General features: G+C 73.5%; 15 protein-coding genes. 8 read left to right on the forward strand and 7 right to left on the reverse strand.

Annotated features, from left to right (window positions below):
- Positions 1–65: 65 nt before the first annotated feature.
- Positions 66–773 carry a ribonuclease activity regulator RraA gene (locus tag BLR02_RS16730; protein WP_090663981.1) on the reverse strand — a complete coding sequence of 236 codons (708 nt, stop codon included), beginning with the start codon at positions 771–773 and terminating at the stop codon, positions 66–68.
- A 153-nt stretch (positions 774–926) separates the two neighbouring features.
- Here BLR02_RS16730 and BLR02_RS16735 point away from each other — a divergent pair, with 153 nt between their 5' ends.
- Positions 927–1,136, forward strand: coding sequence for a hypothetical protein (locus BLR02_RS16735; RefSeq protein WP_090561194.1), 210 nt, complete (start codon positions 927–929; stop codon positions 1,134–1,136).
- 6 nt (positions 1,137–1,142) lie between these two features.
- On the opposite strand, the gene BLR02_RS16740 is transcribed toward BLR02_RS16735, so the two are convergent.
- From BLR02_RS16740 to BLR02_RS16755, 4 genes are all read right to left on the reverse strand, one after another.
- Positions 1,143–2,582, reverse strand: coding sequence for a hypothetical protein (locus tag BLR02_RS16740; protein ID WP_090663982.1), 1,440 nt, complete (start codon positions 2,580–2,582; stop codon positions 1,143–1,145).
- A complete protein-coding gene (locus tag BLR02_RS16745) occupies positions 2,582–3,073 on the reverse strand; it encodes a gluconokinase (RefSeq protein WP_090561192.1) in 492 nt (163 codons plus the stop codon). Before BLR02_RS16745 ends, BLR02_RS16740 begins: the two co-directional genes overlap by 1 nt.
- On the reverse strand, positions 3,070–4,047 hold the full coding sequence (gene gnd / locus BLR02_RS16750) for a phosphogluconate dehydrogenase (NAD(+)-dependent, decarboxylating) (RefSeq protein WP_090663983.1): 978 nt from the start codon (positions 4,045–4,047) through the stop codon (positions 3,070–3,072). Before gnd ends, BLR02_RS16745 begins: the two co-directional genes overlap by 4 nt.
- Before the next feature lie 81 nt (positions 4,048–4,128).
- Positions 4,129–6,978 (reverse strand): FAD-dependent oxidoreductase, encoded by a 2,850-nt coding sequence (locus BLR02_RS16755; protein WP_090663984.1) that lies wholly within the window; start codon positions 6,976–6,978, stop codon positions 4,129–4,131.
- 141 nt (positions 6,979–7,119) lie between these two features.
- On the opposite strand from BLR02_RS16755, the gene BLR02_RS16760 reads away from it, so the two are divergent.
- Both BLR02_RS16760 and BLR02_RS16765 read left to right on the forward strand, forming a co-directional pair.
- Positions 7,120–8,550, forward strand: a complete 1,431-nt coding sequence (locus tag BLR02_RS16760) for a hypothetical protein (protein WP_090663985.1) — start codon at positions 7,120–7,122, stop codon at positions 8,548–8,550.
- A complete protein-coding gene (locus BLR02_RS16765) occupies positions 8,547–9,380 on the forward strand; it encodes an EF-hand domain-containing protein (protein ID WP_090663986.1) in 834 nt (277 codons plus the stop codon). The genes BLR02_RS16760 and BLR02_RS16765 overlap by 4 nt, the downstream gene beginning before the upstream one ends.
- Before the next feature lie 43 nt (positions 9,381–9,423).
- On the opposite strand, the gene BLR02_RS16770 is transcribed toward BLR02_RS16765, so the two are convergent.
- The gene (locus BLR02_RS16770) at positions 9,424–10,950 is read right to left on the reverse strand and encodes an ABC transporter substrate-binding protein (RefSeq protein WP_245704826.1); all 1,527 of its coding nucleotides are present in this window, start codon (positions 10,948–10,950) and stop codon (positions 9,424–9,426) included.
- 385 nt (positions 10,951–11,335) lie between these two features.
- On the opposite strand from BLR02_RS16770, the gene BLR02_RS16775 reads away from it, so the two are divergent.
- The 3 genes from BLR02_RS16775 to BLR02_RS16785 are packed head-to-tail and all read left to right on the forward strand — an operon-like array spanning position 11,336 to position 15,734.
- Entirely contained in the window at positions 11,336–13,537 is a 2,202-nt protein-coding gene (locus BLR02_RS16775; RefSeq protein ID WP_090663988.1) for a DUF3141 domain-containing protein, read from the forward strand.
- Positions 13,534–14,538, forward strand: a complete 1,005-nt coding sequence (locus tag BLR02_RS16780) for a phosphate acetyltransferase (protein ID WP_218127974.1) — start codon at positions 13,534–13,536, stop codon at positions 14,536–14,538. The genes BLR02_RS16775 and BLR02_RS16780 overlap by 4 nt, the downstream gene beginning before the upstream one ends.
- Complete coding sequence (locus tag BLR02_RS16785; protein WP_090663989.1) at positions 14,535–15,734, forward strand: acetate/propionate family kinase; 1,200 nt, start codon at positions 14,535–14,537, stop codon at positions 15,732–15,734. Before BLR02_RS16780 ends, BLR02_RS16785 begins: the two co-directional genes overlap by 4 nt.
- 19 nt (positions 15,735–15,753) lie before the next feature.
- On the opposite strand, the gene BLR02_RS16790 is transcribed toward BLR02_RS16785, so the two are convergent.
- Positions 15,754–16,323, reverse strand: coding sequence for a TetR/AcrR family transcriptional regulator (locus tag BLR02_RS16790; RefSeq protein WP_090663990.1), 570 nt, complete (start codon positions 16,321–16,323; stop codon positions 15,754–15,756).
- 111 nt (positions 16,324–16,434) lie between these two features.
- Here BLR02_RS16790 and BLR02_RS16795 point away from each other — a divergent pair, with 111 nt between their 5' ends.
- Together BLR02_RS16795 and rbbA are read left to right on the forward strand one after the other, a co-directional pair.
- Complete coding sequence (locus tag BLR02_RS16795) at positions 16,435–17,535, forward strand: HlyD family secretion protein (RefSeq protein ID WP_090663991.1); 1,101 nt, start codon at positions 16,435–16,437, stop codon at positions 17,533–17,535.
- Positions 17,532–20,309 (forward strand): ribosome-associated ATPase/putative transporter RbbA, encoded by a 2,778-nt coding sequence (gene rbbA, locus BLR02_RS16800; protein WP_281201075.1) that lies wholly within the window; start codon positions 17,532–17,534, stop codon positions 20,307–20,309. Before BLR02_RS16795 ends, rbbA begins: the two co-directional genes overlap by 4 nt.
- The last annotated feature ends 2 nt before the right edge of the window (positions 20,310–20,311 follow it).

The following is a 20,311-nucleotide window of genomic DNA, read 5'->3' on the forward strand; positions in this document are numbered from 1 at the left end:
CGTGCCGAGGGACCGGGAGGGGCGGAGGATGCCGCTGCGGCCGGGCCGCAGCGGCAGGCCGGCTGTCAGCCCCCCTTCTCGGCCTCGTAGCGGGCCTTGTTCTCGGCATTCGGCGGATAGAGGCCGGGCAGCGTCTCGCCGGCCTCGACCTTGCCGACGATCCAGGCCTCGAGGCGCTCCTGCTCCTCGCCGGTATTGGCCACCTCGTCGACGAAGGCGGCGGGGATGCAGACGGCGCCGTCGTCATCGGCGACGATCACATCGCCCGGGAAGACGGCGACGCCGCCGCAGCCAATCGGCTCCTCCCAATTGACGAAGGTGAGGCCGGCGACGGAGGGCGGGGCGGCGCCGCCGGAGCAGAATACGGGGAGGCCGGTGCCGATGACGCCGGCGACGTCGCGCACCGCGCCATCCGTCACCAGGGCGATGACGCCGCGCTTCACGAGGCGCGCGCAGAGGATGTCGCCGAAGATGCCGGCATCGGTGACGCCCATGGCATCGGCGACGACGATGCAGCCCTCCGGCATGGCCTCGATGGCGGCGCGGGTGGATTTCGGCGAGGACCAGCTCTCGGGCGTCGCCAGATCCTCGCGGGCGGGGACGAAGCGGAGGGTGAAGGCCGGGCCGACGAAGCGCCGGCCCTTGGCCGTCGGGCTGAAGGGCGGCGTGCCGCGCAGCCAGATGTTCCTGAGGCCCTTCTTCAGCAGGACCGTGGTGATGGTGGCGGTGGTGATCCGCTCCAGCTTGGCGCGGATGGTGGGGTCGAGGCTCATGGGATCGCTCCTGCTTCGGGCGTCCGGCTTAGAGCAAACAGGGGTCCGGCGAAATCGCCCGCGCGCCGCAAGGCAGCAATGGCCGGCAGAACCCTCGCGCAGCCCGGCCGTTGATCAGGGCCGATCCCGCTCCTCGGGATGACAGGAGGCAACATGCCGGATTCCGAATCGGGGCCCGCCGGGTTCGAGAGCCATTGGGATGCGGACTGGTTCAAGAACAAGTCGGAGGAGTGCCGTCGCCTGGCGGGGCTTCTCGACGCGCATCCGCAGCAGGCCGCCCTGCTCGCCCTGGCGGATGATTTCCGCCATCAATCGGAGCATGCCCGCCAGCTGGCGGCGATGGCGGTGGCGAACCGGCGCTGAGGGGGTTCAGCCGGCCCTGGCATCAAGGATGGGGCCGAGATGCGCCATGGCCTCGGCCAGGAAATCCGCGGGCGCCATGGCGTAGGAGAGGTTGCCGGCGCCGCCCCAGTCATAGCGGTGGACGCCCTCGGCCTCGGGCGCCGGGCGGATCGTCTCCTGGCCGATCTGGCGGGCATCGGCGAAGATGCGATGCTGGCTGGCGAAGTGGCCGTGCAGCGCCGGGTGGCTCCAGAAGATGCCGGGCAGGCCGGCCAGGGTGGCGATGAAGGCGGCGGTGCCCCCTGGCGCGGCGAAGGCGTCGCAGCTACGGATGGCCGCCACCTTGCTGGCGATGTCGAGGCCGTTGAGGAAGTGCAGGGCGAAGCCCTCGCCCATGGCGGCCTGCCAGCGCGCCATCACCGCCCTCTCCCGCCCGGCGATTGCGGGGAAGGCCGTGGCCAGCGCCTCCGGCGCCTGCGCGCCCACCATGCCGGTCATGCCGTTGAGGAAGACGGTGATGCGCGGCGCGCGCGGGCGGAGCGCCTGGAACAGGGCAAGGAAGCCCTCCTCCTGCTCGACCCAGACCCGTTTCTCGAAATCGAGCGAGACGAAGAGGCGGAGTTCCCCTGGGTCCGGCGGCACGGGCTGGCTGGCCGCCAGCAGCCGGTCGCGCAGGCGGCGGGCGGCCAGGTTCTGCTCCGGCCAGCCGCTATCCGGCATGTAGAGCGCCTCCGCCACCGAGCTGCCTTCCGCCATGGCGGCGGCGCGGAGCGTCCGGCCCGGCTCGAATGCGACATCCGGCCGGGCGGCGATGGCAGGCAGCAGAAGCGGGTCGATGAAGGCCGTCCCCGGGTCCTGGCGGATGCCGAGGCCGGGGGCGACCTCCACCTCCCCGAGCAGCCGGTCGAGCCGGGCAAGGACGATGGACTGGTCGACCGGCCGGCCATTGGCGAGGAGGAAGCGAAGCGGCGGCGTGCCATTGGCGGTGGCATGGAAGCCGGCGGCGATATCGGCGAGGGCCACCCTCATCTCCCGCTCCGCCATGGCCGGATCGCGGCTGCGGCCAGCGGCGGCATGCCGCCCGGTGCCCGCGCCGATGGCGAAATACAGGCTGTCGAACCGGCCATGCAGGACCAGCCAGCACCCGTCCCGCCGCACCGCATGCAGGCGCACGCCCCAGACATGCGGGTCCATGCGGCGAAGCTGGGCGATCTCCCCGAAGGGGGTGGAGGCGAGGAAGGCGGCCACGGCCTCCACCGGCCCATCGGCGATGTTGAGGGCGGCCCCGTCCCGCAGGACGGTCAGGGCGGCGGCGGTGAAGACCTCCCAGAGCGCGGCCTGGCGGGGTCCCGCCGTCATGCTGAGCAGGCAGGCCGCGGCGAGCACCTCCACATTGCCCGCCGGCTCCCCGGCGGCGAGGCGGGACCGGATGGCCTCGAAACAGGCGTCGAGGCTCTGCTCCTGCATCAGCGCAGCGCTGCCAGCGCGGCCTCCACGATGTCCTCGGGCAGCGGCTCGACCGAGAGGACGATGGTGCGGTCGCCGGGCGCGGGCGGCTCCAGCGTGGCGAATTGGCTGGCCATCAGGCTCGGCGGCATGAAGTGGTCCGGCCGCGCAGCCTGGCGGGCGCCGATCAGCGCCGGGTTGCCCGAGAGATGCAGCAGGCGCACTGCCGGGCGGCCGGCGAGGAGGCGGTCGCGGTAGACCTGCTTCAGCGCCGAGCAGGTGGCGACGCCGCCGGCCGGGGCATGCGCGTCCAGCCAGGCGCCGATGGCGTCGAGCCAGGGCCAGCGATCCTCGTCGGTCAGGGGCTCGCCCCGGCTCATCTTGGCGATGTTGGCGGGCGGGTGGAAGTTGTCGGCATCGGCGAAGGGCACGCCGAGACGGCTGGCCAGCAGGCTGCCGACGGTGCTCTTGCCGGCGCCGGAGACGCCCATCACCAGGACGAGGTGGCTCATTTCTTGGGTGACTCGAGATGGCCGCCGAAGCCCTTGCGCTGGGCGGAGAGGACCTTGCCGCTGAAGCGGTCCTCGTCGCGGCTGGTGAAGCGGGCATAGAGGGCGGCGGAGAGGACGGGGGCGGCGACGGCGGTCTCGACCGCGGCCTGGACCGTCCAGCGCCCCTCGCCGCTGTCGGAGACATGGCCGGAGAAGCCCTCCAGCGCCGGGTCGCCGGCCAGCGCCTGGGCGGTGAGGTCGAGCAGCCAGGAGGCGACGACGCTGCCGCGCCGCCAGGCCTCGGTGATCTCGGCGAGGTTGAGGGTGAAGCGCTGGTCCTCGGGGAGGGCGGCGCTGTCGGCGTGGTGGAGGATGTCGAGGCCCTCGGCGAAGGCCTGCATCATGCCATATTCGATGCCGTTGTGAATCATCTTGGTGAAGTGGCCGGCACCGTTCGGCCCGGCATGGACATAGCCCTGCTCCGGCCGCGGGTCGCCGGCATAGCCCGGCGTCGGCGGCGCGGCGGCCTTGCCGGGGGCGAGGGCGGCGAGGATGGGGTCGAGCCGGCGGACGATCTCGTCCTCGCCGCCGATCATCATGGAATAGCCGCGCTCAAGCCCCCAGACGCCGCCCGAGGTGCCGATATCGAGGAAATGCAGCCCCTTCGCCCGCAGCGCGGTGCCGCGGCGGACGCTGTCCTTCCACATGGAATTGCCGCCATCGATCAGCACGTCCCCGGGCGAGAGGAGGGCGGCGAGGCTGTCGATCGCCGCCTCGGTCGGGGCGCCGTTGGGCAGCATGATCCAGATGGTGCGGGGGGCGGCGAGGGCGGCGACCATGGCCTCGAGGCTGTCCACGGCGCGGGCGCCCTCCTGTGCCAGGGCGGCGCCGGGGGCGGGGTCGCGGTCGAAGGCCACGCAGTCATGGCCGGCGCGGAGCAGCCGCCGCACGATGTTGCCGCCCATGCGGCCGAGGCCGACCATGCCGAGTTGCATCCGTCCAAACTCCCTTAAAAAGGACAGCCGGGGAGAAGGTATTCTCCTCGAGCCCCTCATCTGTTTCCCTGAGTTCGCTACTCAATCAAATCGCGCCAGGGTGAACTCCGGCGGGACGGACGCGCGGCCCAGCACGGCATCCGCCGTCATCCGCCCGGCGATGGGGGCCAGGGTGTAGCCGTTGCTGGTGACGGCATGGAAGAGGCCAGGCGTGCCAGGCACCTCGCCCAGCAGGGGGGCACGGTCCACCTCCACCGCGAGGCCGGTCCAGGCGCGGATGGCCTGCATGCCGGCGAGGCCGGGCAGGACGCGGCCGGCGACCCAGAGATTGCCCTCGATCGAGCGGCGCAGGTTGCGCGGGGCGCCATGCGCGTCGAGCACCCCCGGCCAGCCGCCGCCGACCAGCACATGTCCGCCATCGCCCTGCTTCAGCGAGAGGTGGCGGCCGGCATGGGCGACGAGGTGGCGCATGACGGGCGCCACGCCTTCGGTCGCGATCACCTGCTGGACGGAGCCGACCACGGGCAGGGTGACGCCGAGCATGCCGGCGATGCGCCCGGCATAGGCCCCGGCACAATTCACCACCCGCCCGGCGCGGATGGTGCCGCCCGGCGTCGCCACCGCGAAGCCGCCCCCCGCACGGGCGATGGCCTGCACCTCAACCCCCTCGCGCAGCCGGGCACCGGACCGGGCGGCGAGGCGGCGCAGCGTGAGGGTGCCGCGCAGCGGGTCGATCTGCCCCTCCCCCGGGGCGAAGCCGGCGCCGATGAAGTCCTGGCCCAGATAGGGGGCGAGGCTGCGCAGCTCATTGGCGCCGAGCAGGTGGCTCTCGATCCCCCGCGCCCGCTCCGCCGCGACCTTGGCGCGGAGCCAGCGGAATTGCGCCTCCGTCTCGGCCAGCATCAGGCCGCCTTCGGTGCGGATGCCAAGCCCCTCCCCCGCCTCGGCGGCGATCTCGCGCCAGAGGGCGATGCTGCGCGGGCCAAGCGGCAGGCGGTCGAGCGAGGGGCCGGTCTCCTGCTCGCCATCGAAGTCGTAGGTGAGGAGCTGCACATGGAGGCTGCCGGCATTGGCGGTGCTGGCGGCCATGCCCGCCTCGCCGCGCTCGGCCAGCAGCACATCGGCGCCCTCGCGGGCGAGGTAGTAGGCCGTGGAGAGGCCGAGCGCGCCGCCGCCGATGACCAGCACGTCGCAGCTCTCGGCCAGCGGCGCCACCGGACGCGTGTTCCACTGGTTGTAGTGGGGCAGCGGGAAGGTCGGCCAGTCGCCGCCCTCGGGCAGCTCCAGCATGAGGGCGGCGGCGGGGACGGGCTTCACCGGGGCGCGCGGGGCGGCGAAGCCGGCCTCCTCCGCCACGCCGCAGAGCCGGGCGACGGAGGCCGAGCACATCCGCCCCTGGCAGCGGCCCATCCCCGCCCGTGTCGCCTTCTTCAGCCCGGCCAGCGAGCGAATCCCGGCGGCCTGCTCGGCACGCAGCCGCCCGGCGGTGACCTCCTCGCAGCGGCAGAGGATGGTCTCGTCCGGGATGGCGGCGATGTCGAGGGGCGGGGCGGCGAAGAGGCGCCAGAGCCCGGCCTGGAAGTCGAGCGCCCGGCGGAGCGCGGTGCGGGCCGGCGCCGCGTCGGGCACGGCAAGGCCGAGATCCGCCGCCGCCGCCAGCCCGGCCAGCCGGCCACGGGCGAGCGCGATGCGGGCGCCGCCGATCGCCGCGCCGTCGCCGACCGCGAAGACCTGGGGCAGCGAGGTGCGGCCGTCCTCCGCCGTCACCGTCTCCAGCCGCTCGCCGGCGAAGCGGTGCTCGGCGCCCAGCGCCCGGGCGAGGCCGGTCTCCGGCTGGAAGCCCATGTTGAGGGCGCAGGCCTCGGCCTCGATGCGGCGCTCGCCCGCGGGCGTCATCAGGCGGAGGGCGGCGAAGCGCCCCCTCCCCTCGCAGCCGAGAATCCTCGTGCCCCAGAGCACCGGCACGCCGGCCCGGCGGAGGCGCTGGAGGTAGCGCAGCCCGTCCCAGGCGAGGTCGGGCGAGGCGCGCAGGATGCCGAGCGCGTCGCGCCAGGCGGCGAAGCCGGGCCGGGGCGCCGCCTCGGCGACCGCCGCCACCTCGGCGCCGCCATCGAGCAGCTCGCAGGCGAGCTGGAGGTTCAGCGGGCCGTTGCCGGCGATGACGATGCGGCGGCCGGGGGAGACGCGGTTGGCCCGCGCCAGGGTCTGCATCGCCCCGGTGGTCATGACGCCGGGCAGGGTCCAGCCGGGGACGGGCACCGGGCGCTCATGCGCGCCGGCGGCGAGGATGAGGCGGCGGGGGCGGAAGGTGGTGGCGGCGCCCTCCACCAGGGCGCCGATTTCGTCCGGGGCGAAGCCGCCCCAGACGGTGGCGCCGGTGAGGATCCCGGCCCCGACGGCGCGGGCCGCGGCGCGCAGCGCATCGCCCCGGCGGAACTGCGCATCGGGCGCGGCATGGGCATGGCTGGCGGCGAGCGGCTTGAGATACTGCCCGCCCGCATCGCCGCGCTCGTCGAGCACCAGGACGCGGGCGCCGGCCGCGGCGGCGGCCTCGGCGGCGGCGAGGCCGGCCGGGCCGGCGCCGACCACCAGCACGTCGCAGTCGCGCTCCGGGATGGCCCCGGGCGCGGCGGCGAGGGGGGCGGGCGAGACGGGCGCGGCGCTGCCCACCGCCATGCCATCCTGCACCTTGGTCAGGCAGGCGCGCTGGCCCGCCTTGCCATCCACCGTCACCAGGCAGTCGAAGCAGGCGCCCATGCCGCAATAGAGGCCGCGCGGCGCGCCGGAGGGCGTCTCGCGATAGGCGAGGATGCCAGCGGCGGAGAGGGTGGCGGCGATGGTCTCGCCCGGCAGGGCCTCGATCGCCTGGCCGTCGAAGGTGATGCGGATGGGGGCGGCGGTGGGGCGGATATCGGGGTGGGTGAGGCGCATGCGCTTGCCGGGTCCGCCGCTTCCTGTTCAGTCGCGCATCATCGCATGCAAGGGCGAAGGGGCAAGCAGCATGGCCCGATCGGACTTGCAACCAGGGGTGGTGGAGCGGCATCGTCCGGCCGAACCGATCCTGGAGTCCCGATGCGGCCCTTCCTCCTGGCGTTCCTGGCCCTCGCCCCCGCCTTCGCCGGCGCGGCCCGGGCCCAGCAGGCACCGGCGCGCGAGGCCGTCATTGCCAACGACACCGACGGCATCCTGCAGGAGCTCTACGTCTTCCGCCCCGGCGCGGGGGATGGGCCGGACCGCCTGGGCAGCGGCGTGCTGCCGCCGCGGGCCATGCTGCGCGTGCCGCTCGGCCGGGTGCGGGAGTGCGGCTTCGAGGCGCGTGCCGTTTTCGAGGGCGGCGAGGAGATGCGGCGGCGCTTCGATGCCTGCCGCAACCCGCGCGTCGCCTTCGCCGAGACCGGGCCGCGGCGCGCGGTGGAGGTGGTGAACGGCTCCGACCGGGTGCTGCGCGAGCTCTATCTGGCGCCCGCCGGCAGCCGGCCCGGCCGGGCGCGGGACTGGGGCGCCGACCGGCTGGGCAGCGCCACCGTCGCCGTGGGCGAGAGCTTCCGCCTGCGCCTGCGCGGCACCACGGCCTGCAGCTTCGACATCCGCGCCGTCTATGACGATGACGAGGCGGAGATCCGCGAGCGGCAGGACCTTTGCCGCAGCCCGCGCCTTGCCTTCGGCGACCCGGACCAGCCGCTGCGCGAGGCGACGGTGAGCAACCGCGGCCGGCGGACGCTGCGGGAGCTCTATGCCCGCCCGGCCGGCAGCGAGGGCTGGGGCGCCGACCGGCTGGGGGCGGAGGTGGTCCCGGCGCGCGGCGAGTTCCGCCTCCGCCTGCGCGGGCGCGGCTGCGCCTTCGACCTGCGCGCGGTCTATGAGGACAGCCGCGAGGAGGTGCAGCGCGGGCTCGACCTCTGCGCCAGCGGAGCGGCGAGCTTCGGCCTGCCGGTGGTGAGCGACAGCGGCGGGCGGCGGGTGACGCTGGTCAACGGCTTCAGCCGCACCGTGCAGCAGGCCTTCCTCTCCCCGGCCGATGCCGACGACTGGGGCGAGGACGTGCTGGGCGATGCGGTGATCGCGCCCGGCGCGCGGCAGGCGGTGACGCTGCAGGGCGGCTGCCAGGCGGATCTCCGCATCGTCTTCGACACCGATGCGGCGGAGGAGCGGCGCGACATCGATATCTGCGCCCTCGGCACCATCGCCCTGCGGCCGGGCTGGACGATAGACCCGCTGGTGGCGCCGGCCGCCGAGCCGCGCGGGCCGCAGCCGGGCAGCATCCGGCTGCGCAATGCCGCCGGCCTGCCGGTGGTCGAGCTCTATGCCGACCCGCCGGGCAACAAGCGCGGCGCGGACCGGCTGGGGCGGACCGTGCTCGGCGCCGGGGAGGTGATGGACTTCGCCCCGCCCGAGGGACCGGAGCAGTGCCTGGCGGATCTCGTCGCCGTCTTCCGCAACGGGCGGGAGCTGGCGCTGCCCGACACCGATCTCTGCGCCGGGCGGGAGGTGGTGCTGCAATGAGGTGCCTTCTCCTGCTGCTCGGCCTGCTGGCGCCGGGCCTCGCCGCGGCGCAACCGGCAGCGGTGCCGGAGGCGCTGCAGGGTGCCTGGTTCCGGGGCGATTGCGCCCGGCCGGATGCGATGCTGCAGCTCACCCCGCGGGCCGCGGCGCGCGTGCCGCGCGAGGCGGCGGGGCGGCTGCTGCGCTTCGCCACGATGCGCGAGGCCGGGGGCTGGATCATCGGCAGCGGGCGCGGCCCCGAGGCGCCGCGCCTGATGCTGCGCCCCGCCGGCGAGGCATTGGAGACGGCCGAGCCGGAGGCCAAGGCGCGGGACGACCGGCTGCCGGGCGAGGCGCCGGTTGGCCGGTGGCATCGCTGCGCCGTGGTGCCGCCGGCCGTCGCCGCGCTGCATGGCGAGGGTGTCGCGGTGATGGCGGCGGTCGAGCATCTGGAGGCCGACTGCGGCGGGGGCGGGACGGCGGCCTGCCTCGGCGCGGTGATGGCGCAGGCCGATGTCTCGGGCGATGGCCGGCTGAGCGCGGCCGAACTCGCCCGGCTGGCGCGCGGCATGGCCTGGCTGCTGGCGGTGCAGGAGGGGGTGACGGAGGAGAAGCTCGCCGGGGCGCTCGCCGCCGGGGCGCTCGCCGGGCAGCTCGCCGCCCGGCTGGTGGTGGACGGGCTGGATTATGATGGCGATGGCCGGCTCTCTCCGGCCGAGCTGGCGCAGGACCGGGTGGGCTTCGGCACGGCCCGGGGCCAGGCCGAAGGGCGGCCGGTGCATGCCGAGGCGGCCGGGGCCGGGCTGGCGGCGCTGCGCGGGCTGCTCGACGGGCTGAGCCTGCTGAAATAGGGCAGGAGCGGGTGCCGGCGCGGGGCCCCGCTCCTGCGGCCGCCTACCGGGCGGGGGCGAATTCCATCGCCCGGGTCTGCTCGGAGAGCTGGGCGCTGTAGGCGATGCCCTTGCGCATCGCCCAGATGTTCACCTGGTGATGGATCGGGATCACGGCCAGCTCCTGCTGGAAGCCGATGCGGATCGCCTCGAAATAGAGCTTCTCGCGGGCCTCCTGGTCGATCGTCGTCAGCGCCCGGTCCACCAGCCGGTCGAGCGACGGGTTGCTGTAGTGGCTCGGCCTGATGCGGGTGCCGCGGCCGCGCTCGGGCTCCGGCGTCGCCAGCATCAGCGAGAGATGCGTGTCGGGCTCGCCGGTCGAGGTGCTCCAGCCGGTCAGCGAGATGCTGTGCTCGTCGCGCACGCCGCCGGCGGTGAAGAAGACGCTGGCCGGGCTGGTGGCGACCGAGGTGCGGACGCCGATGCGGGCCCACATCTGGGCGATGGCCTGGGCGATCGCGTCGTCGTTCACGTAGCGGTCGTTCGGCCCGTGCAGGGTGATGTTGAAGCCCTCCGGGTAGCCGGCCTCGGCCAGCAGGCGCCGGGCGCGGTCCGGCTCATAGGCCGGGACGGCGATGGAGGGATCGTAGCCCATGCCGCCCTCGGGCATCGCCTGGCCGGTGGGCTTCGAGTAGCCCTCCATGATCTGGCGCTGGATGCCCTCGCGGTTGATGGCGACGGAGAGCGCCTGGCGCACCCGCACGTCGCGCAGCGGGTTGCCGGGCAGCGGCTTGCCGTCCCGGTCCGTCACATGCGGCGAGACGGGGCGGTTGGCATCGACATAGAGGTAGATCAGCCGGAGGCCGGGGCGCGAGGCGACGGTGAGGCGCGCATCGCGCGAGATGCGCGACACGTCCCGCGTCGGCACGGTGTCGATCGCGTCCACATCGCCCGATTGCAGCGCGGCGACGCGGGCGCTGTCATTGGTGATCATCCGGTAGGTGACGCGCTCCCAGGGCTGGGCCGGGCCCCAGTAGAGCGGGTTGCGGGCGAAGACGGCGCGGTCGCCGAGCGCCAGCGAGACGAGGCGGTAGGGGCCGGTGCCGACCGCCGCCTTGCCGCTGTTGTAGTCGGCGGTGCTCATCCCCTCGCCCTGCTTGCGGCCGATGATGGAGAAACTGCCCATCATCTGCGGGATCAGCGGCACCGGCTCGGCCGTGTGCATGCGGATGGTATGGGCGTCGACCACCTCGAGCCGCGTCACCGGGCGGATGTACTGGCCCATGGAGGTCGGGCTGTTCGGCACGTTGGGCGCGCGCTGGAAGGTGTAAACCACGTCGTCCGCGGTGAAGGGCGTGCCGTCCTGCCAGCGGACGCCCTCGCGCAGCTTGAACTCCCAGGTCCGCTCGTCGATGACGCGCCAGGAGGTGGCGAGGCCCGGTGTCGGGCGCTGGTCGGCATCCGGATGCACCAGCCGGTCGAAGACATGCCAGGTAAGGGCATGGTTCGGCGAGAGGTCGAAGAAATGCGGATCCATCGAGGTGAAGGCACCGCCCACCGCGATGGTGATGTCGGCGGCTTTCGCCGGCATGGCCCCGATGGGAGCCACCATGGCCATGGCCGCGATGGCCCATCGCGCGCTGCGTCGCATCATCCGTCTCCCTTATGCCGTCCCTGATCCGCAGCGTGGCGGACCTGACGGGTGGCATGCAAGCGGCGTGCTAGTGAGGGCGCGCTTACGAGCCGACCGGTCGTTTTTATTTTGCAGCGCGAATCAGCCCGCCCTCCCCCTGCCAGCGGGACGGGCGAGGCATTAGGATGCCGCCCGGGCGCCAGCCGGCCACCCGCAGGAGAACCAGGATGCCAGGTTCCGCCGCTGTCCCGGACATTACCGCGCTGCCAAGCGTCCCCTGGGCCGCCCCGGCATCCGGGCCACAGCCGGCCTGACGCCCCGCCTGACCCAAAGGGCCCACCCCATGCTCGATCCCCTCCCCGGCGCCGGCGGCCTTCCCCGGGCGCCCTGGCAGGCGGCCACCGACTACCTGCTCGATTGCTGGCAGCGGCAGATCCTCTTCCTCGACGTGCTGCGCCAGCGCGGCAACCAGTACCGCGCGCATCTGGCGGAGACGGCGCCGAGCGTCCTCGGCTTCACCGCCGAGCCGGTGATGGATGGGCGGGACCTGCCACGGCCCGTCAACTACACCCTCTCGCGCATCCTGCCGCCGGCGGGGATGCCGGCCGACCGGCGCAGGCGGCCCTTCGTCATCGTCGACCCGCGCGCCGGGCACGGGCCGGGCATCGGCGGCTTCAAGCCGGACAGCGAGGTGGGCGTCGCCCTGCGCGGCGGCCACCCCTGCTACTTCATCGGCTTCCTGCCGCGCCCCGAGCCGGGGCAGACGGTCGAGGACGTGATGCAGGCGGAGGCCAGCTTCGTCGGGCATGTGGCCGGCCTGCATCCCGAGGCGGAGGGCCTGCCGGTGGTGATCGGCAATTGCCAGGCGGGCTGGCAGGTCGCCATGGGGGCGGCGACGCGGCCGGAGCTGTTCGGGCCGATCCTCCTCGCCGGCACCCCCCTCTCCTACTGGGCCGGCTGGCGGGGCATGAACCCGATGCGCTATGCCGGCGGCATGCTGGGCGGCACCTGGCTCACCGCCTGGGCGGGCGATATCGGCCATGGGTTTTTCGACGGCGCCTGGCTGGTGCAGAATTTCGAGAGCCTGAACCCGGCCAACACGCTCTGGACCAAGGCCTTTACCGTCTACAGCAAGGTGGACACGGAGGCGCCGCGCTATCTCGGATTCGAGAAATACTGGGGCGGCTATGTCCTGCTGAATGCCGGGGAGATGCAGCAGATCACCGACGACCTCTTCGTCGGCAACCGCCTCTCCAACGCCGAGATGACGACGCGCGACGGCCGGCGGATCGACCTGCGCAACATCCGCGGGCCGATCATCGTCTTCTGCTCGCGCGGCGACAACATCACGCCGCCGCCCCAGGCGCTCGGCTGGATCCTCGACCTCTATGGCAGCGTCGACGATATCCGCGCCCGCGAGCAGACCATCGTCTATGCGCTGCATGACAGCATCGGCCATCTCGGCATCTTCGTCTCCGGCCAGGTGGCCCGGAAGGAGCACCTGGAATTCGCCTCCAACATCGACTTCATCGACCTGCTGCCGCCCGGCCTCTACGAGGCGGAGATCCTGGCGGAGGATGAGCCGGGGCCGGACGGGCTGCCCTATCGCATGCGCTTCCTGGCCCGCGGGATGGACGACCTGCGCGCCATCGTGCAGCCGCGGCCGGAGGATGACCGCCGCTTCGCCGCGGTGGCGCGGCTGTCCGAGGTGAATCTCGGCCTCTACCGGCAATTCGCCCAGCCCTGGATCCGCGCCGCGGTGACCCCGGAGGCGGCGGAATGGGGCCGCCGGATGCATCCGCTGCGGCTGCGCTACGAGAGCTTCTCCGATGCGAACCCGGCCATGGCGGCGGTCGCCCCGCTGGCCGCGGCGGTGCGGGAGAACCGCCGGCCCGTCCCGCCCGGCAACCCCTTCCTCGCCATCGAGACGGCCGTCTCCGGGGCCATGGAGCGTGGCCTCGATGCCTGGCGCGATGCGCGGGACCTGCTGACGGAGGGCGTGTTCCTCACGGTCTATGGCAACCCGCTGCTGCAATCCCTGCTCGGCCTCGGGGCTCGGGAGGCGCCGCCACGGCAGCGGCCCGGCCGGGACCCTGAGCAGATCGCCCTGGTCGGGCGCCGGGTGGCCGAGATCCGCGCCAGCGTCGCGGAGGGTGGGCTGCGGGAGGCGATGCTGCGCGGGCTGATGTATGTCAGCCTGCAGGAGCGCGTGGCGGACCAGCGGTCCTTCGACATGCTGCGCCGGGTCCATGCCTCGCATGGCCTCGACCTGTCGCTGGCCGAGTTCAAGGCGATGCTGCGGCGGGAATTGCTGCTGCTCACGCTGGATGAGGAGGCGGCGCTGGCGGCCCTGCCGCGGATGCTGCGGGGTGCCACCCCCGCGGCGGTGGAGGAGGGGCTGGCCGCCCTCACCGCGATCGCCCTGGCGGCCGGCCCGCTGAGCCCGGCGGGGCAGGAGCGGCTGGAGCGGATCGGGCGCCTCATCCGCTCGGCGGTGCGGGCGGCGCCACCCCGGCGCCGCGCACGGCAGGGCGCCCCGTCATGAGCGGCACCGAGCCGAATGCGGTGAACATGGCGGCCGGCCCGGCCGGCCACCGTCCGACCTATGACCGCCTGATCGCCCGCGCCGCCGGCGGTGCGCTGATCGCCTGCGCCGTCGCCCATCCCTGCGACGCGGCGTCGCTGGGCGCCGCGCTGGAGGCGGCGGAGCAGGGGCTGCTGCAGCCCATCCTGGTCGGCCCCCGGGCGCGGATCGCGGCGGTCGCCGCGCAGGCCGGGCTCGACCTGGCGGGGCATGAGATCGTCGATACGCCGCACAGCCATGCGTCCGCGGCCCGGGCCGTGGCGCTGGTGCGGGAGGGCCGCGCCGCGCTGCTGATGAAGGGCAGCCTGCATACCGACGAGCTCATGTCCGCCGTCGTCGCCAAGGAGGAGGGGCTGCGCACCGAGCGGCGCATCAGCCATGTCTTCATCATGGACGTGCCGCGCTACCCGGAGCCGCTGTTCATCACCGATGCGGCGGTCAACATCGCGCCCGACCTGGCGACCAAGGCCGACATCATCCGCAACGCGATCGACCTGCATCGCGGCCTCGGGCTCGGCCCGCCGCGCGTCGCCATCCTCTCCGCCGTGGAGACGGTCAACCCGAAGATCCCCGGCACGATCGAGGCGGCCGCGCTCTGCAAGATGGCCGATCGCGGGCAGATCGAGGGCGGCGTGCTGGACGGGCCGCTGGCCATGGACAACGCGATCAGCCCGGAGGCCGCGGCGATCAAGGGCATCGTCTCGCCGGTCGCCGGCCGGGCGCAGGTGCTTGTCGTGCCGGATCTGGAGGCGGGGAACATGCTGGCGAAGAACCTCACCTTCCTCGCCGGGGCGGATGCCGCCGGGATCGTCCTCGGGGCGCGGGTGCCGATCATCCTGACCAGCCGGGCCGACAGCCAGCGCACGCGCCTCGCCTCCTGCGCCGTCGCCGCGCTCTATGCCCGCCACCTCGCCGCCCGGGCCGGCGGCGCGATGGTGCAGGGCACGGAGCCGAGGCCGTGACGGGGCGCACCATCCTCGTGCTCAATGCCGGCAGCTCGAGCATCAAGTTCCAGCTCTACGACGCCACGGCGGAGGGGCGGCTGACGCGGCGCTTCAAGGGCCGGCTGGAGGGCATCGGCTCGGCGCGTCCGCGCCTGCTGGCCTGGGACGGCGCGGGCGCGGTGCTGGAGGATCGCGGCTTCCGTCCCGAGGAGGCCGATGAGGTGGAGGAGGCCCAGGCGGCCATCGGCGGCTGGCTGGTGGGCGCGATGGGCGGGCCGCCGGATGCCATCGGCCATCGCGTGGTGCATGGCGGTGCGGACTACACCGCCCCGGTGCTCGCCGATGCCGCCGTGCTGGCGGCGCTCGAGGCGCTGTCGCCGCTCGCGCCGCTGCACCAGCCGCACAACCTGGCGCCGATCCGCTCCATCCTGCGGCGGCGGCCGGAGCTGCCGCAGGTGGCCTGCTTCGACACCGCCTTCCACGCCACCATGCCGGACCTCGCGCGGCGCTTCGCCATCCCGGAGGCGCTGCATGCCCGGGGCATCCGCCGCTACGGCTTCCATGGCCTGTCCTACGAGTACATCGCGGGGCGGCTGCCGGAGGTGGCGCCGGAGATCGCGCGGGGGCGCGTCATCGTCGCCCATCTCGGCTCCGGCTGCTCGGCCTGCGCCATGGTCGATGGCCGCAGCGTGCAGAGCACCATGGGCTTCAGCGCGCTCGACGGGCTGCCGATGGGCACGCGGCCCGGGCAGCTCGATGCCGGGGTGGTGCTGCATCTCTGCCGGGACGGGATGGGTGCGGCGGCGATCGAGCACCTGCTCTACCACCGGTGCGGGCTGCTTGGCCTGTCCGGCATCAGCGCGGATGTGCGGGAGCTGCTGGCCAGCCCGGCGCCGGGCGCGCGCCTCGCCCTCGACTACTTCGCCGACCGCACGGCGCAGGCCTTCGGCGCCCTGGCGGCGGCGATGGGCGGGCTGGACGGCATCGTCTTCACCGCCGGGGTCGGCGAGAATGCCGCGCCGGTCCGCGCCATGATCGCGGCGCGCTGCGCCTGGCTCGGCGTCGTGCTGGACGAGGCGCGGAACGCGGCCCATGCGCCGCGCATCAGCGCCGATGGCAGCCGGCTGCCCGTCCATGTCATCCCGACGGATGAGGAGGGGATGGTCGCCCGCCATGTCGTCGAGGTGCTGCGGCGGGAGGGACGCTGGGCCTGACGCCGAGCCCGGCCCGGCGTCACGGGGCGGGCGGGGCCTGCCAGCGGCCCGGGTCGAGCAGGCGCGCGAACAGCCGCTCCCGCTCCTCGGGGGCCATGGGGCAGATGCCGAGCAGGACCGAGAGGGCGAGGCCGCGCGCCGCCAGCCAGCGGATCGTGGCGAGATCCGGGTCCGCCGCCTCGGCACGCAGGGTCTCGAGCTTCTGCGCCGCCTTGTCGCGCACGGCGGAGAGCAGGGCCGGGTCGCTGGCCGAGGCGCCCAGGATGGCGAGGGCGACCGGGCGCCGCATGCCGGCCGTCTCGCGGGCCGTGGCGATCTCGGCGGCGAGCCTGGGCTCCGGCATATCGGCTCCGGCCTCCAGCAGGAGGTCGCGCCCGAAGGCCTCGAAATACGCGATCTGATGGTCGAGCAGGGCGCGCACCACCGCCTCCTTGGTGCGGAACTGGTGCATCAGGCCGCCCTTGCTCAGCCCGCTTTCACGGGCGACCGCATCGAGGGTCAGGCGGCCGGGCCCGTCCCGCTGGATGACGGCCAGCGCCGCCTCCAGCACGAGGGCCCGGGTCCGGCGCGATCGGGTCTGGTTGTCCAAGGCTCCATCCTGGGCGATGGCCGGCTGGGGAGATCGGCTGGGGAAAGCTCGGCGACGGCCGTCTCCCAGATTGATCCACCTGCTTGATCGGGATCAAGATCGACCGACCGGTTGGTCTATAGACCTCGGCGCCACCATGATGGAGTCAGGGCACTGAAGCGGTTCCTCATCGCCATCCTCGTGCTGGCGCTGGCCGGCGGCGGCTACCTGGCCTGGCAGGCCCTGCGCCCCGCGGGGCTTCCCGCCGGCATCGCCAGCGGCAATGGCCGCATCGAGGCGGTGGAGATCGACGTGGCGGCGAAGACCGCCGGCCGCATCGCCGAGATCCGCGTGAACGAGGGCGATTTCGTCCAGGTCGGCCAGGTGCTCGCCGTCATGAACACCGATGTGCTGCAGGCGCAGCGGCGCGAGGCGGAGGCCCAGCTGCGGCGTGCGCAGATCGCCATCGAGACGGCGCGGAGCCTGGTCACCCAGCGCGAGGCCGAGCGGGCGACCGCCCAGGCCCTGCTCGCCCAGCGGGAGGCCGAGTTGGACGCCACCCGGCACCGGCTGGACCGCTCGCTGGAACTCGCCCCGCGCGGTGCGGCGCCGCAGCAGCGGCTGGATGACGACCGCGCGGCCTTCCAGGGCGGCCAGGCCGCCATTAACGCGGCGCGGGCGCAGATCGCCGGGGCGGAGGCGGCGATCAGCGCCGCCCGCTCCCAGGTGGTCGGCGCCGAATCCGAGGTCGAGGCGGTCCGCGCCTCGATCGAGCGCATCCAGGTGGATATCGACGACAGCACGCTGCGCTCGCCGCGGGAGGGGCGGGTGCAGTACCGCGTGGCGCAGCCGGGTGAGGTGGTGCAGGCCGGGGGGCGGGTGCTGAACCTCGTCGATCTCGGCGACGTCTACATGACCTTCTTCCTGCCGACGGAATCCGCCGGCCGCGTCCGCATGGGGACGGAGGTGCGGCTGGTGCTGGATGCCGTGCCGCAGTTCGTCATCCCGGCCGCAGCCTCCTTCGTCGCCGATGTGGCGCAGTTCACGCCGAAGACGGTGGAGACCGCCGAGGAGCGACAGAAGCTGATGTTCCGCATCCGGGCGCGGATCAGCCCGGAGCTGCTGCGCCGGCACATCCGCGACGTGAAGACCGGGCTGCCCGGCATGGCCTATGTGCGGACGGACCCCGGGGCGGCCTGGCCCGACTCCCTGCAGGTCCGGGTGCCGCAATGAGCCTGGCCGCTGCCGGTGGGCCGATGGGCGAGCCGATGGGGGCACCCGTTGCGCGGCTGGAGGGGGTGAGCCTCCGCTACGGCCGGCGCATTGCCCTCGATGCCGTCTCGCTCGACATCCCCGGCGGCTGCATGGCCGGGCTGATCGGGCCGGACGGCGTCGGCAAGTCGAGCGTGCTGTCGCTGATCGCGGGCGCCCGCGCGGTGCAGGCGGGGCGGGTGACGGCGCTCGGCGGCGACATGGCCGCGGCGCGCCACCGCGAGGTGGCGGGGCCGCGCATCGCCTATATGCCCCAGGGGCTCGGGCGGAACCTCTACCCGACCCTGTCGGTGGCCGAGAACATCGACTTCTTCGGCCGGCTCTTCGGGCATGACCGCGCGGCGCGGCGCCGGCGCATCGCGCTGCTGACCGAGAGCACCGGCCTCGCCCCCTTCCTCGACCGGCCGGCCGGCAAGCTCTCCGGCGGCATGAAGCAGAAGCTCAGCCTCTGCTGCTCGCTCATCCACGACCCGGACCTGCTGATCCTCGACGAGCCGACCACCGGCGTGGACCCGCTCTCGCGCCGGCAGTTCTGGGACCTGATCGGCGGCATCCGCGCCGGCCGGCCGGGCATGAGCGTGCTGGTCGCCACCGCCTATATGGAGGAGGCGGCAGGCTTCGACTGGCTGGCAGCGATGCATGCCGGCCGCGTGCTCGATGCCGGCGCGCCGCGGGCGCTGCTGGAGCGCACCGGCAGCGAGAGCCTGGAGACGGCCTTCATCCGCCTGCTGCCGGAGGCGGCGCGGGCGGGCCACCAGCCCGTCACCGTGCCGCCGCGCCGCGATGCGGGCGAGGATGCGGCGGCGATCGAGGCGCGCGGCCTCACCATGCGCTTCGGCGGCTTCACCGCCGTCGACCAGGTGAGCTTCCGCATCCCGCGTGGCGAGATCTTCGGCTTCCTCGGCTCCAATGGCTGCGGCAAGACGACGACGATGAAGATGCTGACCGGGTTGCTGCCCGCCACCGAGGGCGAGGCCCGGCTGTTCGGCGAGGCGGTCGACCCGCGGAACATGGAGACGCGCCGCCGGGTCGGCTACATGTCGCAGAATTTCTCGCTCTATGCGGAGCTGACCGTCCGACAGAATCTCGAGCTGCATGCCCGCCTGTTCCGGCTGCCGCCGGCCGAGATCCCGGGCCGCGTGCGGGACATGGCCGAGCGCTTCGAGTTGAGCGCGATCCTCGATGCCCTGCCGGATGCCCTGCCGCTCGGCCAGCGCCAGCGCCTGTCGCTCGCGGTCGCCATGATCCACCGGCCGGAGATGCTGATCCTCGACGAACCCACCTCGGGCGTCGATCCGGTGGCGCGCGATGCCTTCTGGCGCAGCATCGTCGCGCTGTCGCGCGAGGACCGGGTGACGATCTTCATCTCCACCCATTTCATGAACGAGGCGCAGCGCTGCGACCGCATCTCGCTCATGCATGCCGGGCGCGTGCTGGTCAGCGACACGCCGGAGCGGATCCGCGCCGATCGCGGGGCGGCGACGCTGGAGGAGGCCTTCATCGGCTATCTCGAGGAGGCGGCGGCCAAGGGCGGGGCGCCCGCCGCCCTGCCCGGGCCTGCCGCGGTCCCTCCCCCCACCGGGCCCGCCATGCCCGCCCGGCACCGGCGCTTCGATCTGCGGCGGCTGCTGAGCTATTCCCGGCGCGAGGCGCTGGAGCTGCAGCGGGACCCGGTGCGCGCCACCCTCGCGCTGCTCGGCAGCATCCTGCTGATGCTCGTCATGGGCTACGGCATCAACATGGATGTGGAGAACCTCTCCTTCGCCGTGCTCGACCGCGACCAGACCGTGACAAGCCAGAATTACGCGCTCCACCTCGCCGGCTCGCCCTATTTCCGGGAGAGGGCACCGATCCTCGACTATGCGGATCTCGACCGCCGCATGCGCGCCGGCCAATTGAGCCTGGCGGTCGAGATCCCCTCCGGCTTCGCCCGCGACATCGCGCGCGGCCGGCCGGTGCAGGTCGGCGCCTGGATCGACGGGGCCATGCCGGCACGGGGCGAGACGGTGCGCGGCTATGTGCAGGGCATCCACCAGCACTGGCTGCAGGTGAAGGCGGCCGAGGCGCCGGGCCGCAACGGCACGGCGAGCCTCGCCACGGTCGAGACGCGCTTCCGCTACAATCCGGGCATCCGCAGCCTGGTCGCCATGGTGCCGGCCATCATCCCCATGCTGCTGATGCTGATCCCGGCCATCCTCACCGCGCTCAGCGTGGTGCGGGAGAAGGAGCTGGGGTCGATCGTCAACCTCTATGTCAGCCCCGTTACCCGGCTGGAATTCCTCCTTGGCAAGCAGATCCCCTATGTCGCGCTGGCGATGGTGAATTTCCTGCTGCTCGTGCTGCTGGCCGTCACCCTGTTCGGCGTGCCGCTCACCGGCAGCTTCCCGGCGCTCGCCGCCGCGACCTTCCTCTATGTCGGGGCGTCGACGGCGATCGGGCTGCTGATCTCGAGCTTCATGCGCAGCCAGATCGCCGCGGTCTTCGGGACAGCCATCCTCACCATCCTGCCGGCGATGCAATTCTCCGGCGTGATCGACCCGGTTTCCTCGCTGGAGGGTGCCGGGGCGCTCATCGGGCAGGTCTTCCCCACCGCCTTCTACGTCACCGTCGCGCGCGGCACCTTCTCCAAGGCGCTTGGCTTCGCCGAGCTGCAACCGGCCTTCCTGCCCCTGGCGATCTCCGTGGTGGTGCTGCTCGGCCTCAGCACCCTGCTGCTCCGCAAGCAGGAGCGGTGAGG

Origin of the sequence: Belnapia rosea (genome assembly GCF_900101615.1) — a bacterium.
Taxonomy (GTDB): Bacteria; Pseudomonadota; Alphaproteobacteria; order Acetobacterales; family Acetobacteraceae; genus Belnapia; species Belnapia rosea.

Bases quoted from the DNA above. Each gene is read 5' to 3' on its own strand.
- BLR02_RS16745 (WP_090561192.1), bottom strand. From the start codon at position 3,073: ATGAGCCACCTCGTCCTGGTGATGGGCGTCTCCGGCGCCGGCAAGAGC.
- BLR02_RS16730 (WP_090663981.1), bottom strand. From the start codon at position 773: ATGAGCCTCGACCCCACCATCCGCGCCAAGCTGGAGCGGATCACCACC.
- BLR02_RS16755 (WP_090663984.1), bottom strand. From the start codon at position 6,978: ATGCGCCTCACCCACCCCGATATCCGCCCCACCGCCGCCCCCATCCGC.
- BLR02_RS16770 (WP_245704826.1), bottom strand. From the start codon at position 10,950: ATGCCGGCGAAAGCCGCCGACATCACCATCGCGGTGGGCGGTGCCTTC.
- BLR02_RS16760 (WP_090663985.1), top strand. From the start codon at position 7,120: ATGCGGCCCTTCCTCCTGGCGTTCCTGGCCCTCGCCCCCGCCTTCGCC.
- BLR02_RS16780 (WP_218127974.1), top strand. From the start codon at position 13,534: ATGAGCGGCACCGAGCCGAATGCGGTGAACATGGCGGCCGGCCCGGCC.
- BLR02_RS16740 (WP_090663982.1), bottom strand. From the start codon at position 2,582: ATGCAGGAGCAGAGCCTCGACGCCTGTTTCGAGGCCATCCGGTCCCGC.
- BLR02_RS16775 (WP_090663988.1), top strand. From the start codon at position 11,336: ATGCTCGATCCCCTCCCCGGCGCCGGCGGCCTTCCCCGGGCGCCCTGG.
- BLR02_RS16735 (WP_090561194.1), top strand. From the start codon at position 927: ATGCCGGATTCCGAATCGGGGCCCGCCGGGTTCGAGAGCCATTGGGAT.
- BLR02_RS16765 (WP_090663986.1), top strand. From the start codon at position 8,547: ATGAGGTGCCTTCTCCTGCTGCTCGGCCTGCTGGCGCCGGGCCTCGCC.
- rbbA (WP_281201075.1), top strand. From the start codon at position 17,532: ATGAGCCTGGCCGCTGCCGGTGGGCCGATGGGCGAGCCGATGGGGGCA.
- gnd (WP_090663983.1), bottom strand. From the start codon at position 4,047: ATGCAACTCGGCATGGTCGGCCTCGGCCGCATGGGCGGCAACATCGTG.